The organism is Pseudomonas sp. SIMBA_041 (assembly GCF_046535095.1).
In the GTDB taxonomy this organism is placed as follows: Bacteria; Pseudomonadota; Gammaproteobacteria; order Pseudomonadales; family Pseudomonadaceae; genus Aquipseudomonas; species Aquipseudomonas mucoides.
This window is the reverse complement of the sequence record NZ_JAWRXJ010000004.1, coordinates 429741-452740: the sequence shown is the minus strand read 5'-3', so window position 1 is coordinate 452740 and position 23000 is coordinate 429741. Positions and strand designations below refer to the sequence as shown.

At 60.4% G+C, this 23000-nt stretch carries 16 protein-coding genes; 14 read left to right on the top strand and 2 right to left on the bottom strand.

Annotation, left to right across the window (positions count from 1 at the left end):
• Positions 1-20: 20 nt before the first annotated feature.
• Complete coding sequence (locus SB725_RS12140) at positions 21-4631, bottom strand: hypothetical protein (protein ID WP_410921801.1); 4611 nt, start codon at positions 4629-4631, stop codon at positions 21-23.
• A 429-nt stretch (positions 4632-5060) separates the two neighbouring features.
• Here SB725_RS12140 and SB725_RS12135 point away from each other — a divergent pair, with 429 nt between their 5' ends.
• From SB725_RS12135 to ureC, 13 genes are all read left to right on the top strand, one after another.
• On the top strand, positions 5061-5432 hold the full coding sequence (locus SB725_RS12135; protein ID WP_410921800.1) for a DUF6124 family protein: 372 nt from the start codon (positions 5061-5063) through the stop codon (positions 5430-5432).
• A 98-nt stretch (positions 5433-5530) separates the two neighbouring features.
• Positions 5531-5830, top strand: a complete 300-nt coding sequence (locus SB725_RS12130; RefSeq protein WP_194940960.1) for a hypothetical protein — start codon at positions 5531-5533, stop codon at positions 5828-5830.
• A gap of 224 nt (positions 5831-6054) precedes the next feature.
• Positions 6055-7320, top strand: coding sequence for an urea ABC transporter substrate-binding protein (gene urtA / locus SB725_RS12125; RefSeq protein ID WP_027921927.1), 1266 nt, complete (start codon positions 6055-6057; stop codon positions 7318-7320).
• Between the two features lie 161 nt (positions 7321-7481).
• A complete protein-coding gene (gene urtB, locus SB725_RS12120; protein WP_410921799.1) occupies positions 7482-8984 on the top strand; it encodes an urea ABC transporter permease subunit UrtB in 1503 nt (500 codons plus the stop codon).
• A complete protein-coding gene (gene urtC / locus SB725_RS12115; protein WP_027921929.1) occupies positions 8984-10063 on the top strand; it encodes an urea ABC transporter permease subunit UrtC in 1080 nt (359 codons plus the stop codon). The genes urtB and urtC overlap by 1 nt, the downstream gene beginning before the upstream one ends.
• Complete coding sequence (gene urtD, locus SB725_RS12110) at positions 10060-10929, top strand: urea ABC transporter ATP-binding protein UrtD (protein ID WP_027921930.1); 870 nt, start codon at positions 10060-10062, stop codon at positions 10927-10929. Before urtC ends, urtD begins: the two co-directional genes overlap by 4 nt.
• Positions 10930-11068: 139 nt before the next feature.
• On the top strand, positions 11069-11767 hold the full coding sequence (gene urtE, locus SB725_RS12105; protein WP_027921931.1) for an urea ABC transporter ATP-binding subunit UrtE: 699 nt from the start codon (positions 11069-11071) through the stop codon (positions 11765-11767).
• 43 nt (positions 11768-11810) lie between these two features.
• Positions 11811-12650, top strand: a complete 840-nt coding sequence (locus tag SB725_RS12100; RefSeq protein ID WP_027921932.1) for an urease accessory protein UreD — start codon at positions 11811-11813, stop codon at positions 12648-12650.
• 69 nt (positions 12651-12719) lie between these two features.
• Positions 12720-13022 (top strand): urease subunit gamma, encoded by a 303-nt coding sequence (locus SB725_RS12095; protein ID WP_007945249.1) that lies wholly within the window; start codon positions 12720-12722, stop codon positions 13020-13022.
• 9 nt (positions 13023-13031) lie between these two features.
• Entirely contained in the window at positions 13032-13565 is a 534-nt protein-coding gene (locus SB725_RS12090; RefSeq protein WP_027921933.1) for a GNAT family N-acetyltransferase, read from the top strand.
• Between the two features lie 6 nt (positions 13566-13571).
• The gene (locus tag SB725_RS12085; RefSeq protein ID WP_410921798.1) at positions 13572-14105 is read left to right on the top strand and encodes a GNAT family N-acetyltransferase; all 534 of its coding nucleotides are present in this window, start codon (positions 13572-13574) and stop codon (positions 14103-14105) included.
• The gene (locus SB725_RS12080; protein ID WP_109627750.1) at positions 14105-14413 is read left to right on the top strand and encodes an urease subunit beta; all 309 of its coding nucleotides are present in this window, start codon (positions 14105-14107) and stop codon (positions 14411-14413) included. Before SB725_RS12085 ends, SB725_RS12080 begins: the two co-directional genes overlap by 1 nt.
• A gap of 172 nt (positions 14414-14585) precedes the next feature.
• The gene (gene ureC / locus SB725_RS12075; RefSeq protein WP_194940964.1) at positions 14586-16286 is read left to right on the top strand and encodes an urease subunit alpha; all 1701 of its coding nucleotides are present in this window, start codon (positions 14586-14588) and stop codon (positions 16284-16286) included.
• A gap of 62 nt (positions 16287-16348) precedes the next feature.
• On the opposite strand, the gene SB725_RS12070 is transcribed toward ureC, so the two are convergent.
• The gene (locus SB725_RS12070) at positions 16349-21634 is read right to left on the bottom strand and encodes an NEL-type E3 ubiquitin ligase domain-containing protein (protein ID WP_410921797.1); all 5286 of its coding nucleotides are present in this window, start codon (positions 21632-21634) and stop codon (positions 16349-16351) included.
• Between the two features lie 237 nt (positions 21635-21871).
• Here SB725_RS12070 and SB725_RS12065 point away from each other — a divergent pair, with 237 nt between their 5' ends.
• The gene (locus SB725_RS12065) at positions 21872-22999 is read left to right on the top strand and encodes a sensor histidine kinase (protein WP_027921938.1); all 1128 of its coding nucleotides are present in this window, start codon (positions 21872-21874) and stop codon (positions 22997-22999) included.
• Position 23000 lies beyond the last annotated feature (1 nt).

Below are 23000 nucleotides of genomic sequence, written 5' to 3'. Positions count from 1 at the left end.
AGATCAATAAGTGCTGCACTTCACAGTTCGTCACGATCCGGCTTCGCCGCCGACTGCACAGGTGGCTGCCAGGTCGACTTCAATCGCCCGCGAAATTGCCAGTAGCCGTCGGTGTCCACGACCTCAAGCCGACCAACACCGGCGAGCGCGGCGAGGTAAGCCGCCACCCCGTCCTTTGCCTCCTCGTTGAACAAGGCCGTTTCCTGCGGCGAGAAGCTGGGGGTGAATTTGAACAGGGCCCCGCCACGACCGGTGAAATAACAACTGCCCCCGGAGACGCCGCTCTTTTTCACGACGTCTCTGCAAAACCACAGATCGGCCAGCGCCAGGTTGTCCATCAGTAGACGATCAGACGCAGTGGGGTCCCACACGAACAGGTTGAAGCGTTTGTAGAACTGATGAACAGCCACCCATTTGTAGTCCTGCGGAAAAACCGGCAACAGCAAGGGCTGCGCGCCCGGCACGGTGACCGGTGCAATGGGCCCGCCCGGTCCTGAGTAAAACAGCGCACTGACAGCCCCACTCTCGACGCCGTCCTCAAGCGGCTCGACAGCCACGAACGACGATGACGCCGGGTGTATCAGCACGCCACCCAGATACTGCTGGCCGACGTATTCGCCAATCTGACTTTGGGCCGAGCGAGCCGCATCATCGGCATGTGCGAATACAGGCCCGAGAGCAAAGCGGTTATCCGACGCCCACCTCACCAACCCGATGCCGGTTTTGACACCCCGGGCATCAACCCTGAACGGCGACCAGAAAGCACTGCGCACCACGACCTGCAATTCACCGTTGGCGATCACTTTGCGCAGATACTCGAACAGCGACTCCTGCCCTGATTGCACAATTCTCTCGTAGGCCTGCGTGGTATGAAACAAGGTCCATTCCGGGGCCTTGCTCCTAGGGGCGTAACGCAACAAGGCGCCATCGGAGCAGGACAAGTAGACGTTGAGGTACGTGGATCCTTCAGCCGTGCGCACACCGACAGCATCCAGCCCGTAGGACAGATCCCGAGGCGATATGAAGCTGTGCGTCACGTCATGGGGCAATCGTCCCGGACGGGTCGACGGACACAAATAGAGGCCCTCGACTCGATACCCCAACGGTAATAAACCTTCGGGAAACACCCGCTCGACCGTGAGATGCCCTTGTCCCCCGTCGATCGGCAACGTCGTCACGTACCGTTCACCGTTCAGCGCCTTGAGCACAAAGCCGAACATCAGGCTGGCACGGGCGCCCACCGTGCGATGGACATGCCGCACGGCGTCGTCCATCTGTGTGAAGACCGGGCTGAGCGCCGGCTCGGCAATGGCAAATCGCTTCACTTGCGACGAAACAATGCCGGGATAAGCACTCCAGTGCGACAGTGGCCTGGCCTCTCCCCACAGTCGGCTCCCCTGAACCACTTGCAACCGCCCGGCGCTTGCAACCTGATTGACGTATTCACTCGGGGTTCGCGTACCGTTGCGCATGTGCAGTTCAATCGGTGTGTGCTGGCGCTGCAACGGGCTGGGTGGCGCCAATGCCCGGGCGAGCTGCTTTTCGCTGGCACTTGCACTGAGGGTGTAGCTGATCAGGCTGCCATCGAGCCCCAGCAGGTATTCCTTGCCGGGCGACAGAGACGGGGAGCGCCCGGAGCCGGTCAGGATGTCCGCCAGAAAGTCGGTAGAAAACATGTTCAGATACACGTCCCGTTCGCGGTTCGACAGGGCGAAAATCGGTTCGATCTGAATTCGGGAATGGTAGCGGGCGACGACCGTACTCCCTGCCAAAAACAACCCCTGTTCAGCCAACTCGTCCAGACGAATCCAGCTGGCAGGGAAGTTCTCGACTTCGACGGCCACCGGCAACGTTGCGACAAACAAACCGTCGGCGCGACGCAGCACCAGGCCACCGTAGACCCGCTCACGCCGCGCGCCCAACTTCGCCAGCGCAAAGCGCGCGGCATCGTCCTGCGACAGAAAGACCGGGCTGAGCGCTCGCCGCTGGATCTGCACGAAAGGTTTCCAGTCAGGACCGACACTGCCCGGCTCGTCCCACAGTTCACTGGTGCGTAGCACCTTCAGTTCGCCGGCCTTGGCGACCATTTGAATGACGCTGGCATAGGGTGGTGTTTCCTTGCCCAATGCTGACGTCAGTTGCTGCACCCCCTTATTGTCGAATTGTGTTGAAGAGGCCGAGTATTGGTACTGCAACAATGCCCCATCCAGTGTCGCGATAAAAATCTTCAGGTCCTGAAAATGCGTCAGACGTTGCGTGCCCTTGTCGTCGTATATCGCTGCTGCCAGATCGCTGACGGGCGCTAAATGCCGGGCTAACCAGGCGTCCGTTGTTGATGACCCTTTAGGCATCCAGCTTGCCGCGTAGTAAAGCCCGAGGGTCCTAAACTCGTCGATCAACACGGGAGCGCCGAAGTCGCTCGCCTGGTTGAGCGTCCCCAGGCGCCCGGTCGTAACCGTTTCGGTCGCCACGTACTCCTCGCGCTCTTTGTGCTTGAGGATAAACCCCCAACCCGCCGCGGCTGCGCGGTAGTCGAGCCGGGCTCGATGACGGGCGTTCAGCACCGCGTCTTCGGCGCTGGTAAAAATTGCCCCCAGCGCCGGAGCGGAGATGTCTGTGCGGGTGGCCTCGTTATCTGGTTCATCACCCAGCAGCGCTCCCCGCGGCCCCCACACGTCGCTGCCGACCACCACACGCAATCTGCCCGTGCCGGCCAGTTCATCGACCACTGCACCGGGCTCCAGAGTGCCGGCCGTCAGCTCCCGATCTATTAGCGTGTTGCCATCAGCGAGTACGGCCACCCGCTGCTGCAGGCGGTTGCGAGCCGCCACTTTCGATACGTCGGGGCTATAAACCAATAGAGAGTCGGCCGAGCCAGACAGGTAAAAATCGACAACATGCGCGTGGCTGTCGAACATCGAGCGAATGTCTTCGGCGGTAAACATTTGCACGTGCGTCAGTTGCCCGTGCAAGTCTGTACGTGTGATGCCCACGGCATCGGCTTGCCAGCGCGAAGCGTAAAGCCCATGAAACGAGTGCCCCTGGACCAGCACAATCGGTGCGCCGTTAGCGTCGAGGGGGCAAAGCATGTCCAGTGCGAACCGTTTTGCGGCAAACACCGGCTCGGTGGCGACGAAGCGTTTGTTTCGATCCTGCAAAATCATCCCGACAAAGCCCTGTTCACGCCGGCTGCCGATGTACTCATGGGCAAAACGTGCGGCATCGTCCGCCATGAGGAACGCAGGACTCAAACGCCGCGACCTGGCATAGGCTTGCCAGGCAGGGCCAACGATCCCGACCACATCCCACAACGCACTGTCCTTCAGCACCGTCAGCTCGCCGGCTGCGACCACCAGCCTGATGTAGTCCGCAGGCTTGAGCGTGCCAGCCTGCAGTCGGACATTGAAATCCGCGCTGTCCTTCAGCGGAGCTTCACGCTGGTGCGCCGAGGGGCGGTACTGCAACACGGCACCGTCGCGGGTCCGGGCGTACACTTTCAGGTAGTCCGGGTATTCCTGCCGGTGAACATCCCACAGCGAAAATTTGATGCCCGCCGCCAATTCGTCCGGTGAAAAAAACCGCTCATAAAGCCAGGGCTCACTGGCACTCTGAGCCGCATCGCCCTGCGGCACGAAGTAAACGCCGTTCAAGTCGAAATCGAGCAGGCGCTCCAGCGTGCGATCAGCTTTCATCGGAAAAGTCTTGAACAATTCGGCTGCCGGCTCGCTGGAAAGTACCGGATAGGTCGCCATGCACTCCGAGCTGTCGGCAGAGGTCACAACAAACCCAAGATAAACGCTGCCGGTGGACAGGGTTACTGTCGCGGCGGCGGCTTCGATGGCCTTGTCCACTTGGTTGAACACCGCACAAAAAAACGGTTGTACCGGGGTCGGACTTCGCACCGCTGCGGTACCGAGCGTCCAGTTCGCCGGCACGTTTCCTCTTACGCCGCCCCACGGCGCATTGGCGACCAGTACGCTGAGCGTGCCGGTCTGGGCAACTTTTTGAATCAGGTGTTCAACGTCGGAGAACGGACCGAAAGCCTTGAACCCTTGCTCAAAGAGTTTTTTCTCTTCTGCCGGCTGAGTGGACTCGTACTTGATCAGTGAACCATCCGGACCCGACAGATAATGACGCTGGCCATAGGCACCCGGGTCCTGCATATGACTCAGGATATGTCCTCTGGAAAAAAATCCGAGGCTCAACGTGATCTGCTCGCTCGTCCAGCCTGGGTGAACACGCAGGACTTCAGCGTGATTGGCCGAATGGGACAGGTAATACGCCGCGCCACTGTAGCCCGGTGGAGAAAACAGCTCTCGGGGGGCTTCAGTAGACAGCAGGAAGTCGAATTCGAAATGCCCCATCCTCCCCGCCACTGGCAACGTGGGCTGAAATTTTCCGTCGCCACGCTGCACGATTACACCGCCGTAAGCCTTGTCGCGGCGCGCGCCGATCTGCCGGTGAACCCAGTAGGCCGCGTCGTCCGCGCTGGTGAATGTCGGCCCCAGGGCAGGAAAGGTTGCCGCCCTTCGGGGTGTTGAAGGTGTGCTGATTGAGGTGCCGTTCATGTGCTGCTCACTCGATTGAGAAGCCACGATGATCAGGATCCCGGAGCGCAGCAGGTGGTACATATGTATCGCCCTCCGGCGTTGCGCTTTTGACGCAGCCAGCACCAATGCTGCGCACGCCGGCGCACCGAAAATAAATCTGTCCCCTTTCTGACGAGTTTATTTTTTGTTTAATTGATGTGTCGAAATCTGGAAGTTCCCCACGGCTTTTTCAGGTTGTTCGTCGGACGTGGGCTGTCTAGTCTGGGGCTGTCACTGAAGACTCAGTGATCGGGTGTGAGAACCCGGACAGGTTTCAATCCAACGCTAGCTCCACCATAATTGCCGCCAGCTTATTCGCTGCCGGCAATGACTATGGCGGCTGTGTGCGGGCGGACTTCGGTTCGGCCGGGTTGATTCCTACCGGTTTCTCACTCCGCACATAGCTGCCACCCCTTCGTCGCGTGAGAAACGACAAGTGATGGCTCCAATTGCTTCAAGGGAATCATTACCATGACTAAGAAAATCGTACCCGATCCACCCATCGACACCACCACGCCCGAACCCGAAACATCTCGCGACGAAGACCTGCTCCGAGACCGCGAAGCCATCAAACGCGCCCTCGACTACTACCTGGATCCGCCTGCGCTCTACACCGAAAAACCCCGCCGCCCCAGCACGATGTACATGATCGCCCCGGACAACGACAGCGAAAGCCTGTTGGTCCATGCCTGTGAATCCCTGGCGTCCGCCAGTGTCCTGGCCAGCGACTTCGCCGCCGACCTGATCGGCCCGCAGCGCCACAAGGCGATGGCCATCCAGCAGATCATCATGCTCGCCGAACTGGCGGTGAACCGCGCGGTGGATAAGGTCGTTCCCACCTGAATACACCGCAAGAAAAAATGTGGGAGTGAGGCTGCTCGCTCCCACCGGGGCTCAACATTCCTTACACTGCGCATCTCACGACCCTCAGGATGAGCCTCATGCTGAAATCTGTTTTCCTGTCGTTGCTGGTATTCGGCTCCAGCGCCGCAATGGCCGATACCACCGTCGATGTCTCGAAGATTTACGGCAAGATCCAATTCGTCGACAGCTTCCCGGACTACAAGGTGCAGGTGGTGAACTCATTTCCCGATCTGAAGGTGCAGCAGGTCGACTCTTTTGCGGACTCGCCGGGCAAGTGGAAAACCGTCGACAGCTTCCCGGATTACAAAATCCAGATCGTCGATTCCTTCCCCGATTTCAAGATCCAATACGTCGACTCCTTTCCCGGCCCCAACTGAACCCTTCTGCATCACCGCTGCCGCCACGCGGCAGCACCACAATGACGCACACCCTCGCACCACCGCCCCGCCCTCGTCCCTTCATGGTGCGCCGCCACCGCGCGCGAGCGCTCTAAAACGACATTTCCCTGCCTTTTGCCGACCGGGCACAGCCTTTGCAAAACACCCTTCAGTAGTCCGCATCTGCCAACCAAAAAAATTCATAAGTTCATGGAGATCGCACAATGAAGCGTCGTAGCTTGATCAAGGCTTTCACACTCTCGGCAAGCATTGCCGCGATGGGCATGACCTGGACTGTCCAGGCCGCCGAGACCATCAAGGTCGGGATTCTGCATTCGTTGTCCGGCACCATGGCGATCTCCGAAACGTCGCTCAAAGACATGGCGTTGATGACCATCGACGAGATCAACGCCAAGGGCGGCGTGAACGGCAAGATGCTGGAACCGGTGGTGGTGGACCCTGCGTCGAACTGGCCGCTGTTCGCCGAAAAGGGCCGGCAGTTGCTGACTCAGGACAAGGTGGCCGTGGTGTTCGGCTGCTGGACGTCGGTGTCGCGTAAATCGGTGTTGCCGGTGTTCGAAGAGCTCAACGGCTTGCTGTTCTACCCGGTGCAGTACGAAGGCGAAGAGATGTCGCCGAACGTGTTCTACACCGGCGCCGCGCCAAACCAGCAGGCGATTCCCGCCGTTGAATACCTGATGAGCGAAGAAGGTGGCAGCGCCAAGCGTTACTTCCTGCTCGGCACCGACTACGTCTACCCGCGCACCACCAACAAAATCCTGCGCTCGTTCCTGCACTCCAAAGGCGTGGCGGACAAGGACATCGAAGAGGTCTACACCCCGTTCGGCCACGCCGATTACCAGACCATCGTCGCCAACATCAAAAAATTCTCCGCCGGCGGCAAGACAGCCGTCATCTCGACCGTCAACGGCGACTCCAACGTGCCGTTCTATAAAGAGCTGGCCAACCAGGGTTTGAAAGCCACCGACGTTCCGGTCGTGGCGTTCTCCGTCGGCGAAGAAGAACTGCGCGGCATCGACACCAAACCGCTGGTGGGCAACCTTGCGGCGTGGAACTACTTCGAATCGGTCGAGAACCCGCAGAACGCGAAATTCGTCGCGGACTGGAAAGCCTACGCCAAGAAACACAACCTGCCGGGCGCCGACAAAGCGGTGACCAACGACCCGATGGAAGCCACCTACGTCGGCATTCACATGTGGGCGCAAGCGGCGGAAAAAGCCAAGTCCACCGACGTCGACAAAGTCCGCGAAGCCCTCGCCGGCCAGACCTTTGCCGCGCCGTCCGGCTACACCCTGACCATGGACAAGACCAATCACCACCTGCACAAACCGGTGATGATCGGCGAGATCCAGGCCGATGGTCAGTTCAACGTGGTGTGGCAGACCGAAGGCCCGATCCGCGCCCAGCCGTGGAGCCCGTTTATCGATGGCAACGACAAGAAGCCGGATTATGCGATGAAGAGCAACTAAGCCACTGGATGTCGGGCCTGGGCATGGAGCCCAGGCCCGACATAAATCCCTGTGGGAGCTGGCTTGCCTGCGATGGCATCACCTCGGAGCATCAGACACACCGAGTCGTCTGCATCGCAGGCACGCCAGCTCCCACAATGTCCGTGTCAAGGCGACTACCTATGCCCTCCGCCCTTTATCGTCTGATTCTCGCCATTGCGCTTTTGCTGCCGGCAACCTCCTTTGCCAGCGACACCGAAGACTTCGTCGCCGCCACCCCCGTGCAGCAAGCCAAACTGCTGGAAGCCTGGGCCGCGCAGCCCGACCCGGCCCGTATCGAACTGATCAACGCCCTGCAACAAGGCGAACTGACTGTCGACGGCCAAACCAAAACCCTGCGCCTGAACAATCGCCTGCGCGGTCTGATCGACACCGCACTGGCCAGCCATCAACTGCTCGCCGCCGACCCGAAAACCCGTCTGGCCGCCGCGCAGCAGCTGCAGAAAAGCGCCAAACCCGCGCAGCTGACATTCCTCGACCAGCAACTGGCCGGCGAAAAAGACGAAAGCGTCCACGCCGCCCTCAGCCTCGCCCTGGCCAATCTGCAACTGGTCGACACCGACCCCGCCGTGCGCCTCGCTGCGGTGCGTTTGCTCGGTGAAACCGGCGACCCGCTCGCCCGTACCCGCCTCGAAACCTTGCTCGAACCGGGCGTCGAAGCCGACGTCGCCGTGCGCACCGCCGCCGAAACCAGCCTCGCCCAAGTCAAACGCAAACTGCTGATCGGCGAGTTGCTCGGCCAAGCCTTCAGCGGCATGTCGCTCGGTTCGATCCTGCTGCTCGCCGCCCTCGGTCTGGCGATCACGTTCGGCCTGCTCGGCGTGATCAACATGGCCCACGGCGAGATGCTGATGCTCGGCGCGTACTCGACGTATGTGGTGCAGATGATGTTCCAGCGCTACGCCCCGCAAGCCATCGAGTTCTACCCGCTGATCGCGTTGCCGGTCGCATTCTTCGTCACCGCCGCCATCGGCATGGCGCTGGAGCGCACGGTGATTCGTCACCTCTACGGCCGCCCATTGGAAACCTTGCTCGCCACCTGGGGCATCAGCCTGATGCTGATTCAGCTGGTGCGCCTGGTGTTCGGCGCGCAGAACGTTGAAGTGGCCAACCCGGCGTGGTTGTCGGGCGGGATTCAAGTGCTGCCCAACCTCGTGCTGCCGTACAACCGCATCGTGATCATCGCGTTTGCGCTGTTTGTGGTGGTGCTGACCTGGCTGCTGCTGAACAAGACCCGTCTGGGTTTGAACGTGCGCGCCGTCACCCAGAATCGCAACATGGCCGCCTGCTGTGGCGTGCCGACCGGGCGCGTGGACATGCTCGCCTTCGGTCTCGGCTCGGGCATCGCCGGCCTCGGTGGCGTGGCGCTGAGCCAGATCGGCAACGTCGGCCCGGACCTCGGCCAAAGCTACATCATCGACTCGTTCCTGGTGGTGGTGCTCGGCGGTGTCGGCCAGTTGGCCGGTAGCGTGCTCGCCGCGTTCGGCCTCGGTATCGCCAACAAAATTCTCGAACCGCAGATCGGCGCCGTGCTCGGCAAGATCCTGATCCTCGCGCTGATCATTCTGTTCATCCAGAAGCGTCCGCAAGGCCTCTTCGCACTGAAAGGACGGGTGATCGACTGATGAACCAGCCCCTGCTCGTTACCGCTACACAAAAAGCCGGCCCCACAGTCACGATCGCGGTCGGCGCGGTGATTCTCGCGCTGCTGCTGGCGTTGCCGCTGCTGTCGCTGTTGTCGCCGATCAGTGTGTTTCACGTCTCGGCCTACACCCTGACGCTGGTGGGCAAGATTCTTTGCTACGCCATCGTCGCGCTGGCGCTGGACCTGGTCTGGGGATACGCCGGCCTGCTGTCCCTCGGCCACGGCCTGTTCTTCGCCCTCGGCGGTTACGCGATGGGCATGTACTTGATGCGCCAGGCCTCGGGCGATGGCTTGCCGGCGTTCATGACCTTCCTGTCGTGGACCGAATTGCCGTGGTACTGGACCGGCACCAGCAGCTTCCTCTGGGCCATGTGCCTGGTGGTATTGGCGCCGGGATTGCTGGCGCTGGTGTTCGGCTTCTTCGCCTTCCGCTCGCGGATCAAGGGCGTGTATTTCTCGATCATGACCCAGGCCCTGACCTTCGCTGGAATGCTGCTGTTCTTCCGCAACGAGACCGGGTTTGGCGGCAACAACGGCTTCACCAATTTCCGCACCATTCTCGGTTTCGGCATCACCGAACCCGGCACCCGTGCCGTGCTGTTTTTCGCCACGGTGGTGTTGCTGGTGGCCAGCCTGTTCATCGGCTGGCGCCTGGCGCAGAGCAAGTTCGGCCGGGTGCTGACCGCACTGCGCGATGCGGAAAACCGCCTGATGTTCTGCGGTTACGACCCACGCGGTTTCAAGCTGTTTGTCTGGGTGTTGAGTGCGGTGTTGTGCGGTCTGGCCGGGGCGTTGTACGTGCCGCAGGTCGGGATCATCAACCCGAGTGAAATGTCGCCAACCAACTCGATTGAAGCGGCGGTCTGGGTGGCCCTTGGTGGTCGCGGCACGCTGATCGGTCCACTGCTGGGCGCCGGCGTGGTCAACGGCATGAAGAGCTGGTTCACCGTGGCGTTTCCGGAGTACTGGCTGTTTTTCCTCGGTGCCCTGTTCATCGTCGTGACCTTGTACCTGCCGAAGGGCGTGATCGGTCTGCTGAAGAAAAGGGGCGAACAATGAGAATCACACCCACGGCGGAATTCATGCTCGAACCAGCCTTTTTTCCCGTAGAGCCAAACAAGGACGCCGGCACCAGCCGCGACGCCATCAGTCACGGCCAACGCGTCGGCCCCGGCCTCGACACCCGCCACGGCACGATCCTGACCCTGGAAGACATCAGCGTCAGCTTCGACGGCTTCAAGGCGCTGAACAACCTGAACCTGTACATCGGCGTCGGCGAGTTGCGCTGCATCATCGGCCCCAATGGCGCGGGCAAGACCACGCTGATGGACGTGATCACCGGCAAGACCCGGCCAAGCCACGGCAAGGCCTGGTTCGGTGAAACCCTGGACCTGACGCAGATGAGCGAAGTGCAGATCGCCCAGGCCGGTATCGGTCGCAAGTTTCAGAAGCCGACGGTGTTCGAAGCGTTGAGCGTGTTCGAGAACCTGGAGCTGGCGCAGAAAACCGACAAATCAGTGTGGGCCAGCCTGCGTGCGCGCCTTACTGGTGAGCAGAAAGATCGCATCACTGACGTGCTGGAAACCATTCGCCTGACCACGTCGGTCAATCGGCCGGCGGGGTTGTTGTCCCACGGTCAGAAGCAGTTTCTGGAGATCGGCATGCTGCTGATGCAAGACCCGCAACTGCTGCTGCTCGACGAGCCGGTGGCGGGCATGACTGACGCTGAAACCGAATTTACCGCAGAACTGTTCAAGACCCTGGCGGGCAAGCATTCGTTGATGGTGGTGGAACACGACATGGGGTTTGTGGGTTCGATTGCCGACCACGTCACCGTGTTGCACCAGGGCAGCGTGCTGGCGGAAGGGTCGCTGGAGCAGGTGCAGGCCGATGAGCGAGTGATCGAGGTGTATCTCGGTCGCTGAACCTGCACACGCAAAACCTGTGGGAGCTGGCTTGCCTGCGATGAGGCCAGCATATCCAACAATGACGTTGACTGTCCCACCGCCATCGCAGGCAAGCCAGCTCCCACAGGGTTCTGTGTGAAACAGAAGGAATTCAGCAATGCTGCAAGTCGACAAGCTGCACCAGTATTACGGCGGTAGCCACATCCTGCGCGGCCTGACGTTTGACGTGAAAGTCGGCGAAGTCACCTGCCTGCTCGGACGCAACGGCGTCGGCAAAACCACCCTGCTCAAATGCCTGATGGGGTTGCTCCCGGCCAAGGAAGGTGCGGTGAACTGGGAAGGCAACCCGATCACAACCTTCAAGCCACATCAACGCGTGCATGCCGGGATCGCCTACGTGCCGCAGGGCCGCGAGATTTTCGGTCGGCTGACCGTCGAAGAAAACCTGCTGATGGGCCTGTCACGCTTCCCTGGCAGCGAAGCCAAGGAAGTCCCGGCGTTCATCTACGAGCTGTTCCCGGTGCTGCTGCAAATGAAGCAACGGCGCGGCGGTGACTTGTCCGGCGGTCAACAACAGCAATTGGCGATCGGCCGGGCGCTGGCCAGCCGTCCTCGCCTGTTGATCCTCGATGAGCCCACCGAAGGCATCCAGCCATCGGTGATCAAGGAAATCGGTGCGGTGATCAAGAAGCTCGCGGCTCGGGGCGACATGGCGATTTTGCTGGTGGAACAGTTCTACGATTTCGCCGCCGAACTGGCCGATCAATACCTGGTGATGTCCCGGGGTGAGATCGTGCAACAGGGTCGCGGTGAACATATGGAAGCCGAAGGTGTGCGCGGTCTAGTCACGATTTAAGGCTACGATCTAATCTGTAGCGTCCTAACGATAATTAGAAACTATGAATGTACCTCTTCCTGCTGTCCTGTTTACCCCGAGCTGGCACGCCGAGCTGGAGCTGGGCTATGCCCGTTTCGGCGACAGCACGCGCCCGGTCCAGCGCCGCCACAAAGGCCCGCTGCGGGTGCAAAAGCACCTGTATGCCGAAGGCCCCGAGGTCTGTCAGCACATCATCGTGCACCCGCCGGGCGGGATTGCAGGCGGTGATCGGCTGGACATTTCGGCCCGTGTCGGCGCGAAGGCCTGGGCGCAAATCACCAGCCCCGGCGCGGCCAAGTGGTACCGCGCGGCAGGCCCGGCCTATCAGCAACTGGATCTGAAAGTCGCGGCTGGCGGAACGCTGGAGTGGTTGCCGCAGGAGACGATTATCTTCAGCGATGCCCAAGCCGAATTGAGCACCTCGATTGAGCTGGAAGGTGACGCGCGGCTGTTCTACTGGGACGTTGTGGCGCTGGGTCGCCCGGCCAGTGGCGAGCGTTTTGACCTCGGGCATTTCCAGGCGCGGCTGGACATTCGCCGCGACGGCCAGTTGCTCTGGCACGAACGCCAGCGCATTGTCGGGAATGACGGGTTGCTGGATTCGCCGATTGGTCTTGATGGTCAACCGGTGTTTGCGACGTTGCTGGTCACCGGGGAGATCGACAGTGAACAGCTGGAAACCTGTCGATCGCTGCCCAATGACGTACGCGGGGATTTGACCCAGTTGCCGGGGCTGTTGGTGGCCCGGTGCCTGGCCAGTGAAGCGCTGTTGGCGCGCGGCTGGTTGATTGAGTTGTGGCGATTGCTCAGGCCTGCGCTGCTTGGCCGGGAAGCGGTCCCACCGAGAATATGGAGCACCTGAAACACGATCCCACAGGGGATTGGTGTTTACAGATCTGAAATTTTTTATCTGCCCAGATGGATTCCAACGATGGACCTGACACCACGCGAAAAAGACAAGCTGCTGATCTTCACCGCCGGCCTCGTGGCCGAGCGGCGTTTGGCGCGCGGCGTGAAACTCAATTACCCGGAAGCCATGGCCTACATCTCCGCCGCCCTGCTCGAAGGTGCGCGTGACGGCCAGACCGTGGCCGACTTGATGCACTTCGGCACCACGCTGCTGACCCGCGAACAAGTCATGGAAGGGATTCCAGAAATGATCCCGGAGATCCAGGTTGAAGCGACGTTCCCCGACGGCACCAAGCTGGTCACCGTCCACCAACCCATCGCCTGAGGAGCCGCCATGACTTACCACATCCGTGACGCGGTGCATGCCGACCTCCCGGCGATCCGCGACATCTACAACGACGCGGTGCTCAACACCACGGCGATCTGGAATGAACAGGCCGTTGATCTCGGCAATCGCCAGGCCTGGTTCAGCGCCCGGCAAGCCCAGGGTTATCCGATTCTGGTGATTGTCGACGGTGACAACAGCGTGCTGGGCTACGCTTCATTTGGTGACTGGCGGCCTTTCGATGGTTTCCGCCACACCGTCGAGCACTCGGTGTACGTGCGCAGCGATCAGCGCGGTAACGGCCTCGGCCCGAAACTGATGACGGTGCTGATCGAACGCGCCAAAGGTTGCGACAAGCATGTGATGGTCGCTGCCATCGAAAGCGGTAACGCCGCTTCCATTCGTCTGCATGACCGCGTCGGGTTCATCACCACCGGGCAAATGCCCCAAGTGGGCACCAAGTTCGGCCGCTGGCTGGACCTGACCTTCATGCAACTGACCCTCAATCCCGGCGCGCAGCCGCCTGTCGCCAGCAAGGAGTAACGCCCGATGAACGCCGCCCAACTGCGACGCGTCAATGTTGAAAGCTTTGCGCACTACCGCCAGGGTTTGATTGATCTGCTGCTCGACGCCGTGGGTTATGGCGCCAGCGTCGGGTTCATGGCCAATCTGGACGCGACTCAGGCCCGCGCCTATTTCGATGAAGTCCAGGAGAACCTGAACAAGGGCAGCGTGCTGCTGTGGGTGGTGGTTCGCGACGAACAAGTGGAAGCCAGTGTGCAACTGACCCTGTGCCAGAAAGCCAATGGCCTGAACCGCGCCGAAGTGCAAAAACTGCTGGTGCGTGAGCACGCGCGTCGTCGTGGTCTGGGCCAACAGTTGATGAGCGCGCTGGAACAGGCCGCGCACCAGCACAAGCGCGGCATGCTCTACCTCGACACCGAAGCCGGCTCCCCCGCCGAAGATTTCTATAAGGCATTGGGTTATACCCGGGCGGGCGAGATCCCCGACTACGCGTGCGACCCGAGCGGGCGCTACAAACCGACCGCGCTCTACTACAAGATTCTGCAAGGAGCCCATTGATGATTCCCGGTGAATACCAGATCCAGCCCGGCGACATCGAACTCAACGTTGGCCGCCGCACCGTCAGTCTGAAGGTAGCCAACAGCGGCGACCGGCCGATCCAGGTCGGCTCGCATTACCACTTTTTCGAAACCAACGACGCCTTGACCTTCGACCGCGCCGCCAGCCGCGGCATGCGCCTGAACATCCCGGCGGGCACCGCGGTGCGTTTTGAGCCGGGACAAAGTCGCGAGGTCGAGCTGGTCGATCTGGCCGGGCATCGCCGGGTGTTCGGGTTTGCCGGCAGGATCATGGGTGACCTCGACTGATTACTGCAGTGCGTCCAAAAAGATCGCAGCCTCGTTTCACTCGACAGCGGCTACAAGACCGCGTGCAACCACAAACGTGTGTGAGCACCTGTAGGAGCTGTCGAGCGCAGCGAGGCTGCGATAGCGAGCTATGCGAGCGGTCTCAAAAACAATCGAATCCCAAGGCAAGCCCATGAAAATTTCTAAACAGGCCTACGCCGACATGTTCGGCCCCACCGTCGGCGACAAGGTTCGCCTCGCCGACACCGAACTGTGGATTGAAGTCGAAAAAGACTTCACCACCTACGGCGAAGAAGTGAAATTCGGCGGCGGCAAAGTCATCCGCGACGGCCAGGGCCAGAGCCAACTGTTGGCCGCAGACGTCGTCGACACGGTGATCACCAACGCGCTGATTATCGACCACTGGGGCATTGTCAAAGCCGACGTCGGCCTCAAGAATGGCCGCGTGGCGGGCATCGGCAAGGCCGGCAACCCGGACGTGCAGCCGAACGTGACCATCGCCATCGGCGCCGGTACCGAAGTCATCGCCGGTGAAGGGATGATTCTCACCGCTGGCGGCATCGACACCCACATCCACTTCATTTGCCCACAGCAAATCGAAGAGGCGCTGATGAGCGGCGTCACCACCATGATCGGCGGCGGCACCGGCCCGGCGACGGGCACCAACGCGACGACCTGCACCTCCGGGCCGTGGCACCTGGCGCGCATGCTTCAGGCCGCCGACGCGTTCCCGATGAACATCGGCCTCACCGGCAAGGGCAACGCCAGCCTGCCGGAGCCCTTGATCGAACAGGTCAAGGCCGGCGCCATCGGCCTCAAACTGCATGAAGACTGGGGCACCACGCCGGCGAGCATCGACAACTGCCTGAGCGTCGCCGACCAGTACGACGTGCAGGTGGCGATCCACACCGACACCCTCAACGAATCCGGCTTCGTCGAAACCACCCTCGCCGCGTTCAAAGGCCGCACCATCCACACCTACCACACCGAAGGTGCGGGCGGCGGTCATGCCCCGGACATCATCAAGGCCTGCGGCTTTGCCAATGTGCTGCCGAGCTCGACCAACCCGACACGGCCGTTCACCCGCAACACCATCGACGAACACCTCGACATGTTGATGGTCTGCCATCACCTGGACCCGAGCATTGCCGAAGACGTGGCCTTCGCCGAAAGCCGTATCCGCCGCGAGACGATTGCCGCCGAAGACATCCTCCACGACCTCGGCGCGTTCTCGATGATCAGCTCCGACAGCCAGGCCATGGGCCGCGTTGGCGAGGTCATCACGCGCACCTGGCAAACCGCCGACAAGATGAAAAAGCAACGCGGCCCACTACCCGGTGATGGCGAAGGCAACGACAACTTCCGCGCCAAGCGCTACATCGCCAAGTACACCATCAACCCGGCGATCACCCATGGCATCAGCCATGAAGTGGGCTCGGTCGAAGTGGGTAAATGGGCGGATCTGGTGCTGTGGCGGCCGGCGTTTTTTGGCGTCAAGCCGACCTTGATCCTCAAGGGCGGGGCTATTGCGGCCAGCCTGATGGGCGACGCCAATGCGTCAATTCCGACGCCGCAACCGGTGCATTACCGCCCGATGTTTGCCAGCTACGGCGGTTCGTTGCACGCCACCAGCCTGACCTTTATCAGCCAGGCCGCGCAGGAGGCGGGCCTCCCTGAGGCGTTGGGGTTGAAGAAAAAAATCGCAGTGGTCAAAGGGTGCCGCGAGGTGCAGAAAACCGACTTGATTCACAACGATTACCTGCCGACGATCGATGTCGACCCACAGACCTATCAAGTCAAAGCCGACGGCGTGCTGCTCTGGTGTGAGCCCGCAGACGTGCTGCCGATGGCCCAGCGATATTTCCTGTTTTGATCGTTCGATCGGTCTGATCATTCCCGGGGACCTGGCGTACCCGTTCCCCGGGAAAGCAGCAATCAAACGTCCGGCTGTACGACAAACGGGACCTCTACCCTTTGCAGTTTTGCGCGGTCGATCGCCTGTTGGGTGAAGGTTTTGAGCAACTCCTTTTTGTCTTCATCGATTGCATTCAGCTCAGCAGCATAGTCTGCGTCGGTCATGACACGGCCCGGCGCAAAATCGCTTTCCGGTTTGCCCAGTTCAGCGCCAAGCACCCTGAGCTCTTCCTTCAACCGAGCCTTTTGCTCAAGGGAAAGCGTTGTGTCATTCGCACGCTGGTCCAATGCCATATAGAAGTCTGTCGTGGCATCGATCCGGCGCCTGAACCCTTTGAAAGCCCGTCGGTTGACCCCTTCGACGTAGGCTGCCCAGAACGGCTGATCGACAAGCAAATCACCGAGCAGCTCACCTTCCTCAAGGTCGAGCACACGCAGGTAAGCATTGTCGATCATCGCCGAGGTGACACCCGCGATCCCTCTGAATTGCATGTTTCGAGACTGCCAGGGCAAGTCCAGCCGTTCGGCAAGATCGGTCATGAACGCCAGGTGAACTTCCACCTCATCGATCGTGCCCATCACCTCCCCCATGGCATTGACACGCCTGAACGCCTCGCCCATCGCCTCGCGTTCGGAAATGGTTTTGCGGGCAATCCTGCTCAGTTCATCCAGACGTGACTTGCCTCGCGCCAGCGTAACCAGCTCACCTTCCACCAGCGAGGGATTGGCCAGTTCATACGCCTCATGAATCAGCACCTCCAGGCCCATGGCATTGAACAGCTGCGCGCCAGCATCGACGCACGCCGTGGGCACGGTGGTCATGGTGAAAAGTTTTTGCCGAAGCTCGGTGTTTTTCGACATCGCTTCGAGCATGCGCCAAACCTTGGCGGTCATATCGACCCGAAATCCGGTGTCGTGCTTGAAATGCCCCGACTCGGTGAGTTTGCGGATCTCGTTGAAAAAACCGACCGATCCGTGCTCATCTTCGACGCTGTTCCAGACCTCCTGTTTCGCCACCCATTCCGACCGTGTCATGCCCGCCTCCCAGTCGAGACTGTCACGCACACCGCGGGGTGGATATGGACGATCCGGGTCCATGCCGACGGATTCAATGGAGTCCCTGAGCGTCTGCAGATTGGCCTCGGCCAACCACTGCGGCTCCCGGCTCAGCAAGGTGCGCGCCAGCAATTCCGCCTGAGCAGAGCCAGGGGGCACTGCCGGAATGTGGGTGATTTCGTTGCGCTGCAAATCCAGGAAAAAATGCCGGAACCGCGGTTGTGCGAACAGCCCCTGCGGCCAGCCATGAATCCCGGTGTCCGCCAGGATCAGCGTGTGCAACCTTCTCATGCTGCCAATGTCCGGGGCTTGCCCCAACGGATTGCCAAACAGGTCCAAAACCTCCAGTCGTGTCAGGTTGCGCAGGTCCGCGACACCTTGTGCGTCCAGGACAATACGGTTACCTCGCATGTTGAGTTCCGTCAGCGCGCGCATGCGGCGGATGGCACCGGGAACAGCGGAGAGCGCATTGCCGTTGACGTTGAGCGAACGCAGGCGGGGAAAATGATCGAGGAAGGAACTGTGTGCGTCGGTCAATTCGGTCAGGGTCAAATTGAGGCGCGTGACGTGATCGAAATTGCCTTCCAGGGCAGGCAGGGTGCGCAGATGACGCCCAAGCGGCATGTTTTCCAGGTCGAGCACCATGCCCTGCAAATGACCGAATGAATCCACATGGCGCAACCCGGTGTGCTGCCAACATTCCCTGACCGCTTTGTACAAGGCGTTTCTGGATTGCCATTCGGCGACGCCGGCAGGGGTGAAGCTGTACGCGTGGGTCGGCGACTTCAACCAGCGTTGAAAGCTGGCATTGAGCCGATCGAATTCCGCTTCGAGTGCGCTGGCCCTCTGCTCCAGACTGAGTTCGCTGCCACTCACCTGCAGATAGGACAAGGCTTCGACCTCCGTCCACCCGGGGCGGACAACACGCACCCGCTCTTGCGGCGTCATGGGCTCGTTGACTCGGCTTAGCCCATGAGCCACCCCGCGCATGCCGCCACGCAGGCGCATCGTGACGGGGTCATACGTCGGTTTGCGTACAGGGTTATCGCCAAGTAGCGCGCTCAACGTGTCCCGTGGCAATGGCGTTTTTTGAATGGCGATCTTGAGCGTGGCGCCTTGATTGACGTGATACCCCAGTGTGTTTCGTTCGGCATCCGGCAAAGCATGCAACACCGACGTGTATAGATCATCGGCCCCGTGCAAATGCAGATCATCGGGATCGCGTGCCTGGTATTGGCCGTCCTCGCTGACCAGGATTCTGCGGTGGGTGGCGTCCGTCGAGCCGATGCTGTCGCGCAACCGCCCGTCGAATGAAAGCTCACGGATTTCGATCCGAACGTTTTCGGGCCACTCCGGTAGCGCTTGAATCGAGTGCAATGCCAGCCGTTCGGTGTCCACACCGAACGGCACGTCGAGAAAGAGCCCTTCATAAGCGCGCGCGGTTCGTATGGCCCGCAAGGCCACTCTCACCCGCTCCCTGAGTTGCAAGGGGATGCGCGACGGCTCGGTGAGGTTGAGCCGGTCTTGCGGCTCGATGTCGGCGAGCAATTCCCGGGCTACGGCCGTGGGGAGCCCATTGAACGCATCCTGAAGCACCTGCACCTGCGGGTTGTCGGTTTGCTGCAAACGGCGACTCAGCGCGTCAAACAGAGCTGCGCGGCGCTGGCTTGCTCGCCCGGCCAACAGGTTTTTCAAGGCTTCGATGCGGATTTGCTCGTCAGACGCAATGCCCTGTCCGAGCATCGCGTGAATGTCCGTCTCGTTCGCAAACTTCACCGCACGCTCCGGCAGTTTCCCTGATCGGACCTCGGCATGGCTGATCTGCAGCGTGTCGGCGGGCAGCGCATCGACGTTGCCCAATTTGATCGAGCGCCCGCTATGCCCGGGGCCGTCAAACAGCTCGATGCTTTTTTGCTCGGGCCATCTGGGCAATTCAACCAGCAACCGGGGCACCTGCTCGACGAACGCCTCCGGAACCTCATCGAGCCTTATCTGCCCGGGCAGTTTTTGCACCTCGGCCCAGGCCTGGAAACGTTCGATCGTGTCGGTCAGCAACGCAGGCGGCGGATCGCCGACGACATGCAACCGACGCAATTGATCCTCTTCCAGCCCACTGACGAGACGAATCTGCTCCAGGGTGTTATCAGAAAAGCCCTCGACCTTCGGTCCCAAGCGCCGCATGAGGGTGGTGGTGTCCCACTCGATGGGGCGGTCGAGTTCGGTCTTCCATGCGCCGGCACCGTTGTGCTCCAGTGTCGGCTGATAAGCCTTTGGCCGGGTCGGATGTTGCAGGCGTGGCTGACCGGTGCGTGGATCGTTGATGACGTCGAAATGTTTGTTGTCATGCTTCAGGATGTCTTTTTCCCTGTGCCGGTACAGGCCCTGCTCGTTTGGCTTCGCCTCGGTGGGCAACACCCTGTCTTGGGCGTAGGGCGAAAGGTCCGGGTTCCATAGGCGCGTCTGACCATCCGCCACTTCAACCTTTTTCAACCGGTCGATAAACGCCGACGGTTTGACAGACGGCGCCGCACCAGACGGCAAGACATGCCCGGCCGCCATAATGGCCAACTGCGCGAAATTGATCATGACACCGGTGAGATGGGCCGCCGCTTCCTCCTTGTCCCCTTTGCTCCAGTCTTCAATGCCTTCCAGGGTTTCGAAAGCCATTTGCCCGGCCATGATGGCCAGCATCGCTTCGCCCAGGCCGGGAACCAGCATGGCGCCAAAGTTGAACACGTTCCAGCCGATGTTCAGATAACTGGTCAGGCGATTCCAGCGGTTGGTGGCGTCTTCATCGCCGGTCGGCACAGCGATTTGCCGCGCGTCCGCAATCGCTTTCTCCCTGCGCCACAGACGGGTCTGCGCCCAGAGATCGCCTGAAAGGGTATGGGTGACAGGTTCTGCGTCGGCATTTTCAACGGCGGTCTCGCGCCACCATGGCCCCATGTCCAGCGGCTCGCGCTGTTTCCAGGTGAATGTCGAGAGGCGCTCGCGAACCCGGGCAAAGAACTTGCCCTGGTCTTTTTGCGCGACGAAACGACTGAAAAACTGTTGATAACCCGGCGAGCGCAATTGGCTCGTCAGTTCCTTCATGAAATCAGTGAAGGACTCGTATTCCTTGAAGGGGTGGTCGGGATCATCGGGGACATACGCAATCAGTGTTCCCTCCAGACGGCTTTGTTGATAAGCATCGTGGCGCTGCAACATGGCCTCGACAAGACCACTGGGGCCATTGGCGAAGAACGCCTGGAGCTGCTTGAACTGTTCAAACTCCTGCCCCGGGAGCAGTGCCAGACTTCGCGACCATTCGAGCATCGTTCGTTGATGCTCTGGAATCAGGGCGTCGTAGACTCTTTTGATTTTAGCGGGATCCGCCACGGCACTGAACAACACAATACCGGACAGCCTGAACCCCATGATCGAAAGCCGATGGCAATGCAGGGGACGACGCCCCATCAAAATGCCTGGTCCGTTGTCACGTATCTGCCGAAGTTTCCCGTAGCCATAGGACGTGACGTCCTTTTTCAGGTACGCGATCAGCGCCGACTCGTGGAACGCGGCTTTTTCACTGGCCGTGCATTGCCGCACGACGTTGGCTCTGGCCGTGACGTCCTCGGGCATCAGTAATGCCGTGAGGTGGCGCTGATATTGCGCACCGATATCGAGCGTCCGGCACAGGGACGCAAATCTTTCGACCGTCAGCGTATGCCGGTGAAGCTCGTTTTCGTCGTCCCTGGTGAAAATGCCCGAGCCACCGCGAAACGCGCCCACCTGCGTTTCGGGGGCCTCGAAATTGTGCAGGGCAGCTTCCAGCAACGACGATTGCCTGAGCCGACTGGCGTTGGTATCGATGCCAATAGCCAGATTGGCGGGGATGTACAGCCGGATCAGCGTCGCGTTGACGTCCAGTTCCAGATTCAACTGCTCTTTCAATGCCTGGACCAGCAAAGGCTCGGCAAAGGCAAGAATGTCCTGCTGCACGTTCTTCAGCGTATTGTCCAATGGCCCCTGAAGGCGCCAGTGCTCGTCGATCAACTCCTTGAGGTACTGGCGATCAATGGCCGTTGAATTGAAATACCACTCAGGAAACTCCGGTTTCGAATGGGCAAAGGCAACAAGGCGCGAGGCGGGTGCGTCTTTGACCAGCGGGGGCAGTTTACCCAGCAGATAATCACGATAAACAGTGCGCTCTGCGTCTCTTGCATGCAGGGCAATGACGGATCGATCCGCAGTGTCTGAACGTTCGTTCATTTCGCAAATCCTTATGCGATGAATTGAACCAACAGATTATTGGCTGGCGACGAAAACAAAAGATCAAAAAACAGCGCTGAAATCAGGCATACCTCAAAGTCGTATTCGATTTAAGAATTAAAAAAACAGGTAATTACCGCCCGGGCGCCAGACGAAAGTGCGCTACCGCGTAATGGTAGTTTTTAGCGGGCAGCAAAGGAGCTAAGATGCGCCAGACTTCCCATCAGGAAACCGGACATGCGCCTACCCGAATTCATCAGGCAACACGTAGACCGTATCGTCGATGAATGGGAGCAGTTCGCCAGTACCATTACCCCGGCGGCCGAGCACATGGACAAGGTCGCCTTGCGCGATCATGCCAAGGCCATTTTGCTGGCCGCGGCGCGGGACATGACCACCGCGCAAACCACCTGCGAACAGATGGCCAAGGCCAAGGGCGAAGGCCCGGAAAAAACCCCGAGCCTGGATGAAGCCGGCGCCAGCCATGGCGAACTGCGCCATACCGTGGGATTTGACTTGGTGCAGATGACCTCGGAATTCCGGCATCTGCGCGCCTGCGTGATCCGTTTGTGGGTCGATACCCTGGAATCACCGGACCTGACCTACTTCCAGGACATGATCCGTTTCAACGAAGCCGTCGACGAAGCCCTCGCCGAGTCCACTGCGGCCTATGCCGATCAGGTCAATCACTCACGGGACATCTTCCTGGCGATTCTCGGGCATGACCTGCGCGCACCGTTGCAAGCGGTGAGCATGTCCACTGAAATGCTGATGCGAAAAGTGGCGCTGGAAGGCGATGCACTCGCCTGCGCGAACAACATAAAGCGTGGCGCACGGCACATGGCGGTGATGGTCAGCGATTTGCTGGAGCTGGTGCGCAGCCGTTTGGGCAAAAGCCTGCCCATCGAGCCGGCGCCCATGGACCTGGCCGATGCCGCGGACGCGGCGATTGCCCAAGCCTGCGCCGGTAACCCGGAGTGCGATCCAACGCTAAAAGTCGTGGGGGACACCCAAGGTGTCTGGGATGCCGGGCGGATCGCTCAACTGTTGCAGAACCTGATCGGCAATGCCTTGCAGCACGGTTTGAACAAACGCGATGTGACCGTCACCGTGAGCGGGGAGCCTCAGGCGGTTCGCCTGACGGTGCACAACTTTGGCGTGCCGATTCCCGAGGAGGCCATTGGCACCGTCTTCGACCCACTGGTGCGCAGTGCCGACGAAGGACTGGGTCAGCCAACGACCAGCCTTGGCCTGGGGTTGTTTATCGTCAAGGAAGTGGTGAATGCCCATGGCGGGACGATAGAGGTCAGTTCGAACAAGACTGACGGGACACTGTTTACGGTGGTGTTGCCCCGGAACGGATAGG

Coding starts and splice junctions, on each gene's coding strand:
- SB725_RS12065 (WP_027921938.1), top strand. CDS start 21,872: ATGCGCCTACCCGAATTCATCAGGCAACACGTAGACCGTATCGTCGAT.
- SB725_RS12130 (WP_194940960.1), top strand. CDS start 5,531: ATGCTGAAATCTGTTTTCCTGTCGTTGCTGGTATTCGGCTCCAGCGCC.
- SB725_RS12100 (WP_027921932.1), top strand. CDS start 11,811: ATGAATGTACCTCTTCCTGCTGTCCTGTTTACCCCGAGCTGGCACGCC.
- SB725_RS12140 (WP_410921801.1), bottom strand. CDS start 4,631: ATGTACCACCTGCTGCGCTCCGGGATCCTGATCATCGTGGCTTCTCAA.
- urtB (WP_410921799.1), top strand. CDS start 7,482: ATGCCCTCCGCCCTTTATCGTCTGATTCTCGCCATTGCGCTTTTGCTG.
- urtA (WP_027921927.1), top strand. CDS start 6,055: ATGAAGCGTCGTAGCTTGATCAAGGCTTTCACACTCTCGGCAAGCATT.
- urtE (WP_027921931.1), top strand. CDS start 11,069: ATGCTGCAAGTCGACAAGCTGCACCAGTATTACGGCGGTAGCCACATC.
- SB725_RS12070 (WP_410921797.1), bottom strand. CDS start 21,634: ATGAACGAACGTTCAGACACTGCGGATCGATCCGTCATTGCCCTGCAT.
- SB725_RS12135 (WP_410921800.1), top strand. CDS start 5,061: ATGACTAAGAAAATCGTACCCGATCCACCCATCGACACCACCACGCCC.
- SB725_RS12090 (WP_027921933.1), top strand. CDS start 13,032: ATGACTTACCACATCCGTGACGCGGTGCATGCCGACCTCCCGGCGATC.
- SB725_RS12080 (WP_109627750.1), top strand. CDS start 14,105: ATGATTCCCGGTGAATACCAGATCCAGCCCGGCGACATCGAACTCAAC.
- ureC (WP_194940964.1), top strand. CDS start 14,586: ATGAAAATTTCTAAACAGGCCTACGCCGACATGTTCGGCCCCACCGTC.
- SB725_RS12085 (WP_410921798.1), top strand. CDS start 13,572: ATGAACGCCGCCCAACTGCGACGCGTCAATGTTGAAAGCTTTGCGCAC.
- urtD (WP_027921930.1), top strand. CDS start 10,060: ATGAGAATCACACCCACGGCGGAATTCATGCTCGAACCAGCCTTTTTT.
- urtC (WP_027921929.1), top strand. CDS start 8,984: ATGAACCAGCCCCTGCTCGTTACCGCTACACAAAAAGCCGGCCCCACA.
- SB725_RS12095 (WP_007945249.1), top strand. CDS start 12,720: ATGGACCTGACACCACGCGAAAAAGACAAGCTGCTGATCTTCACCGCC.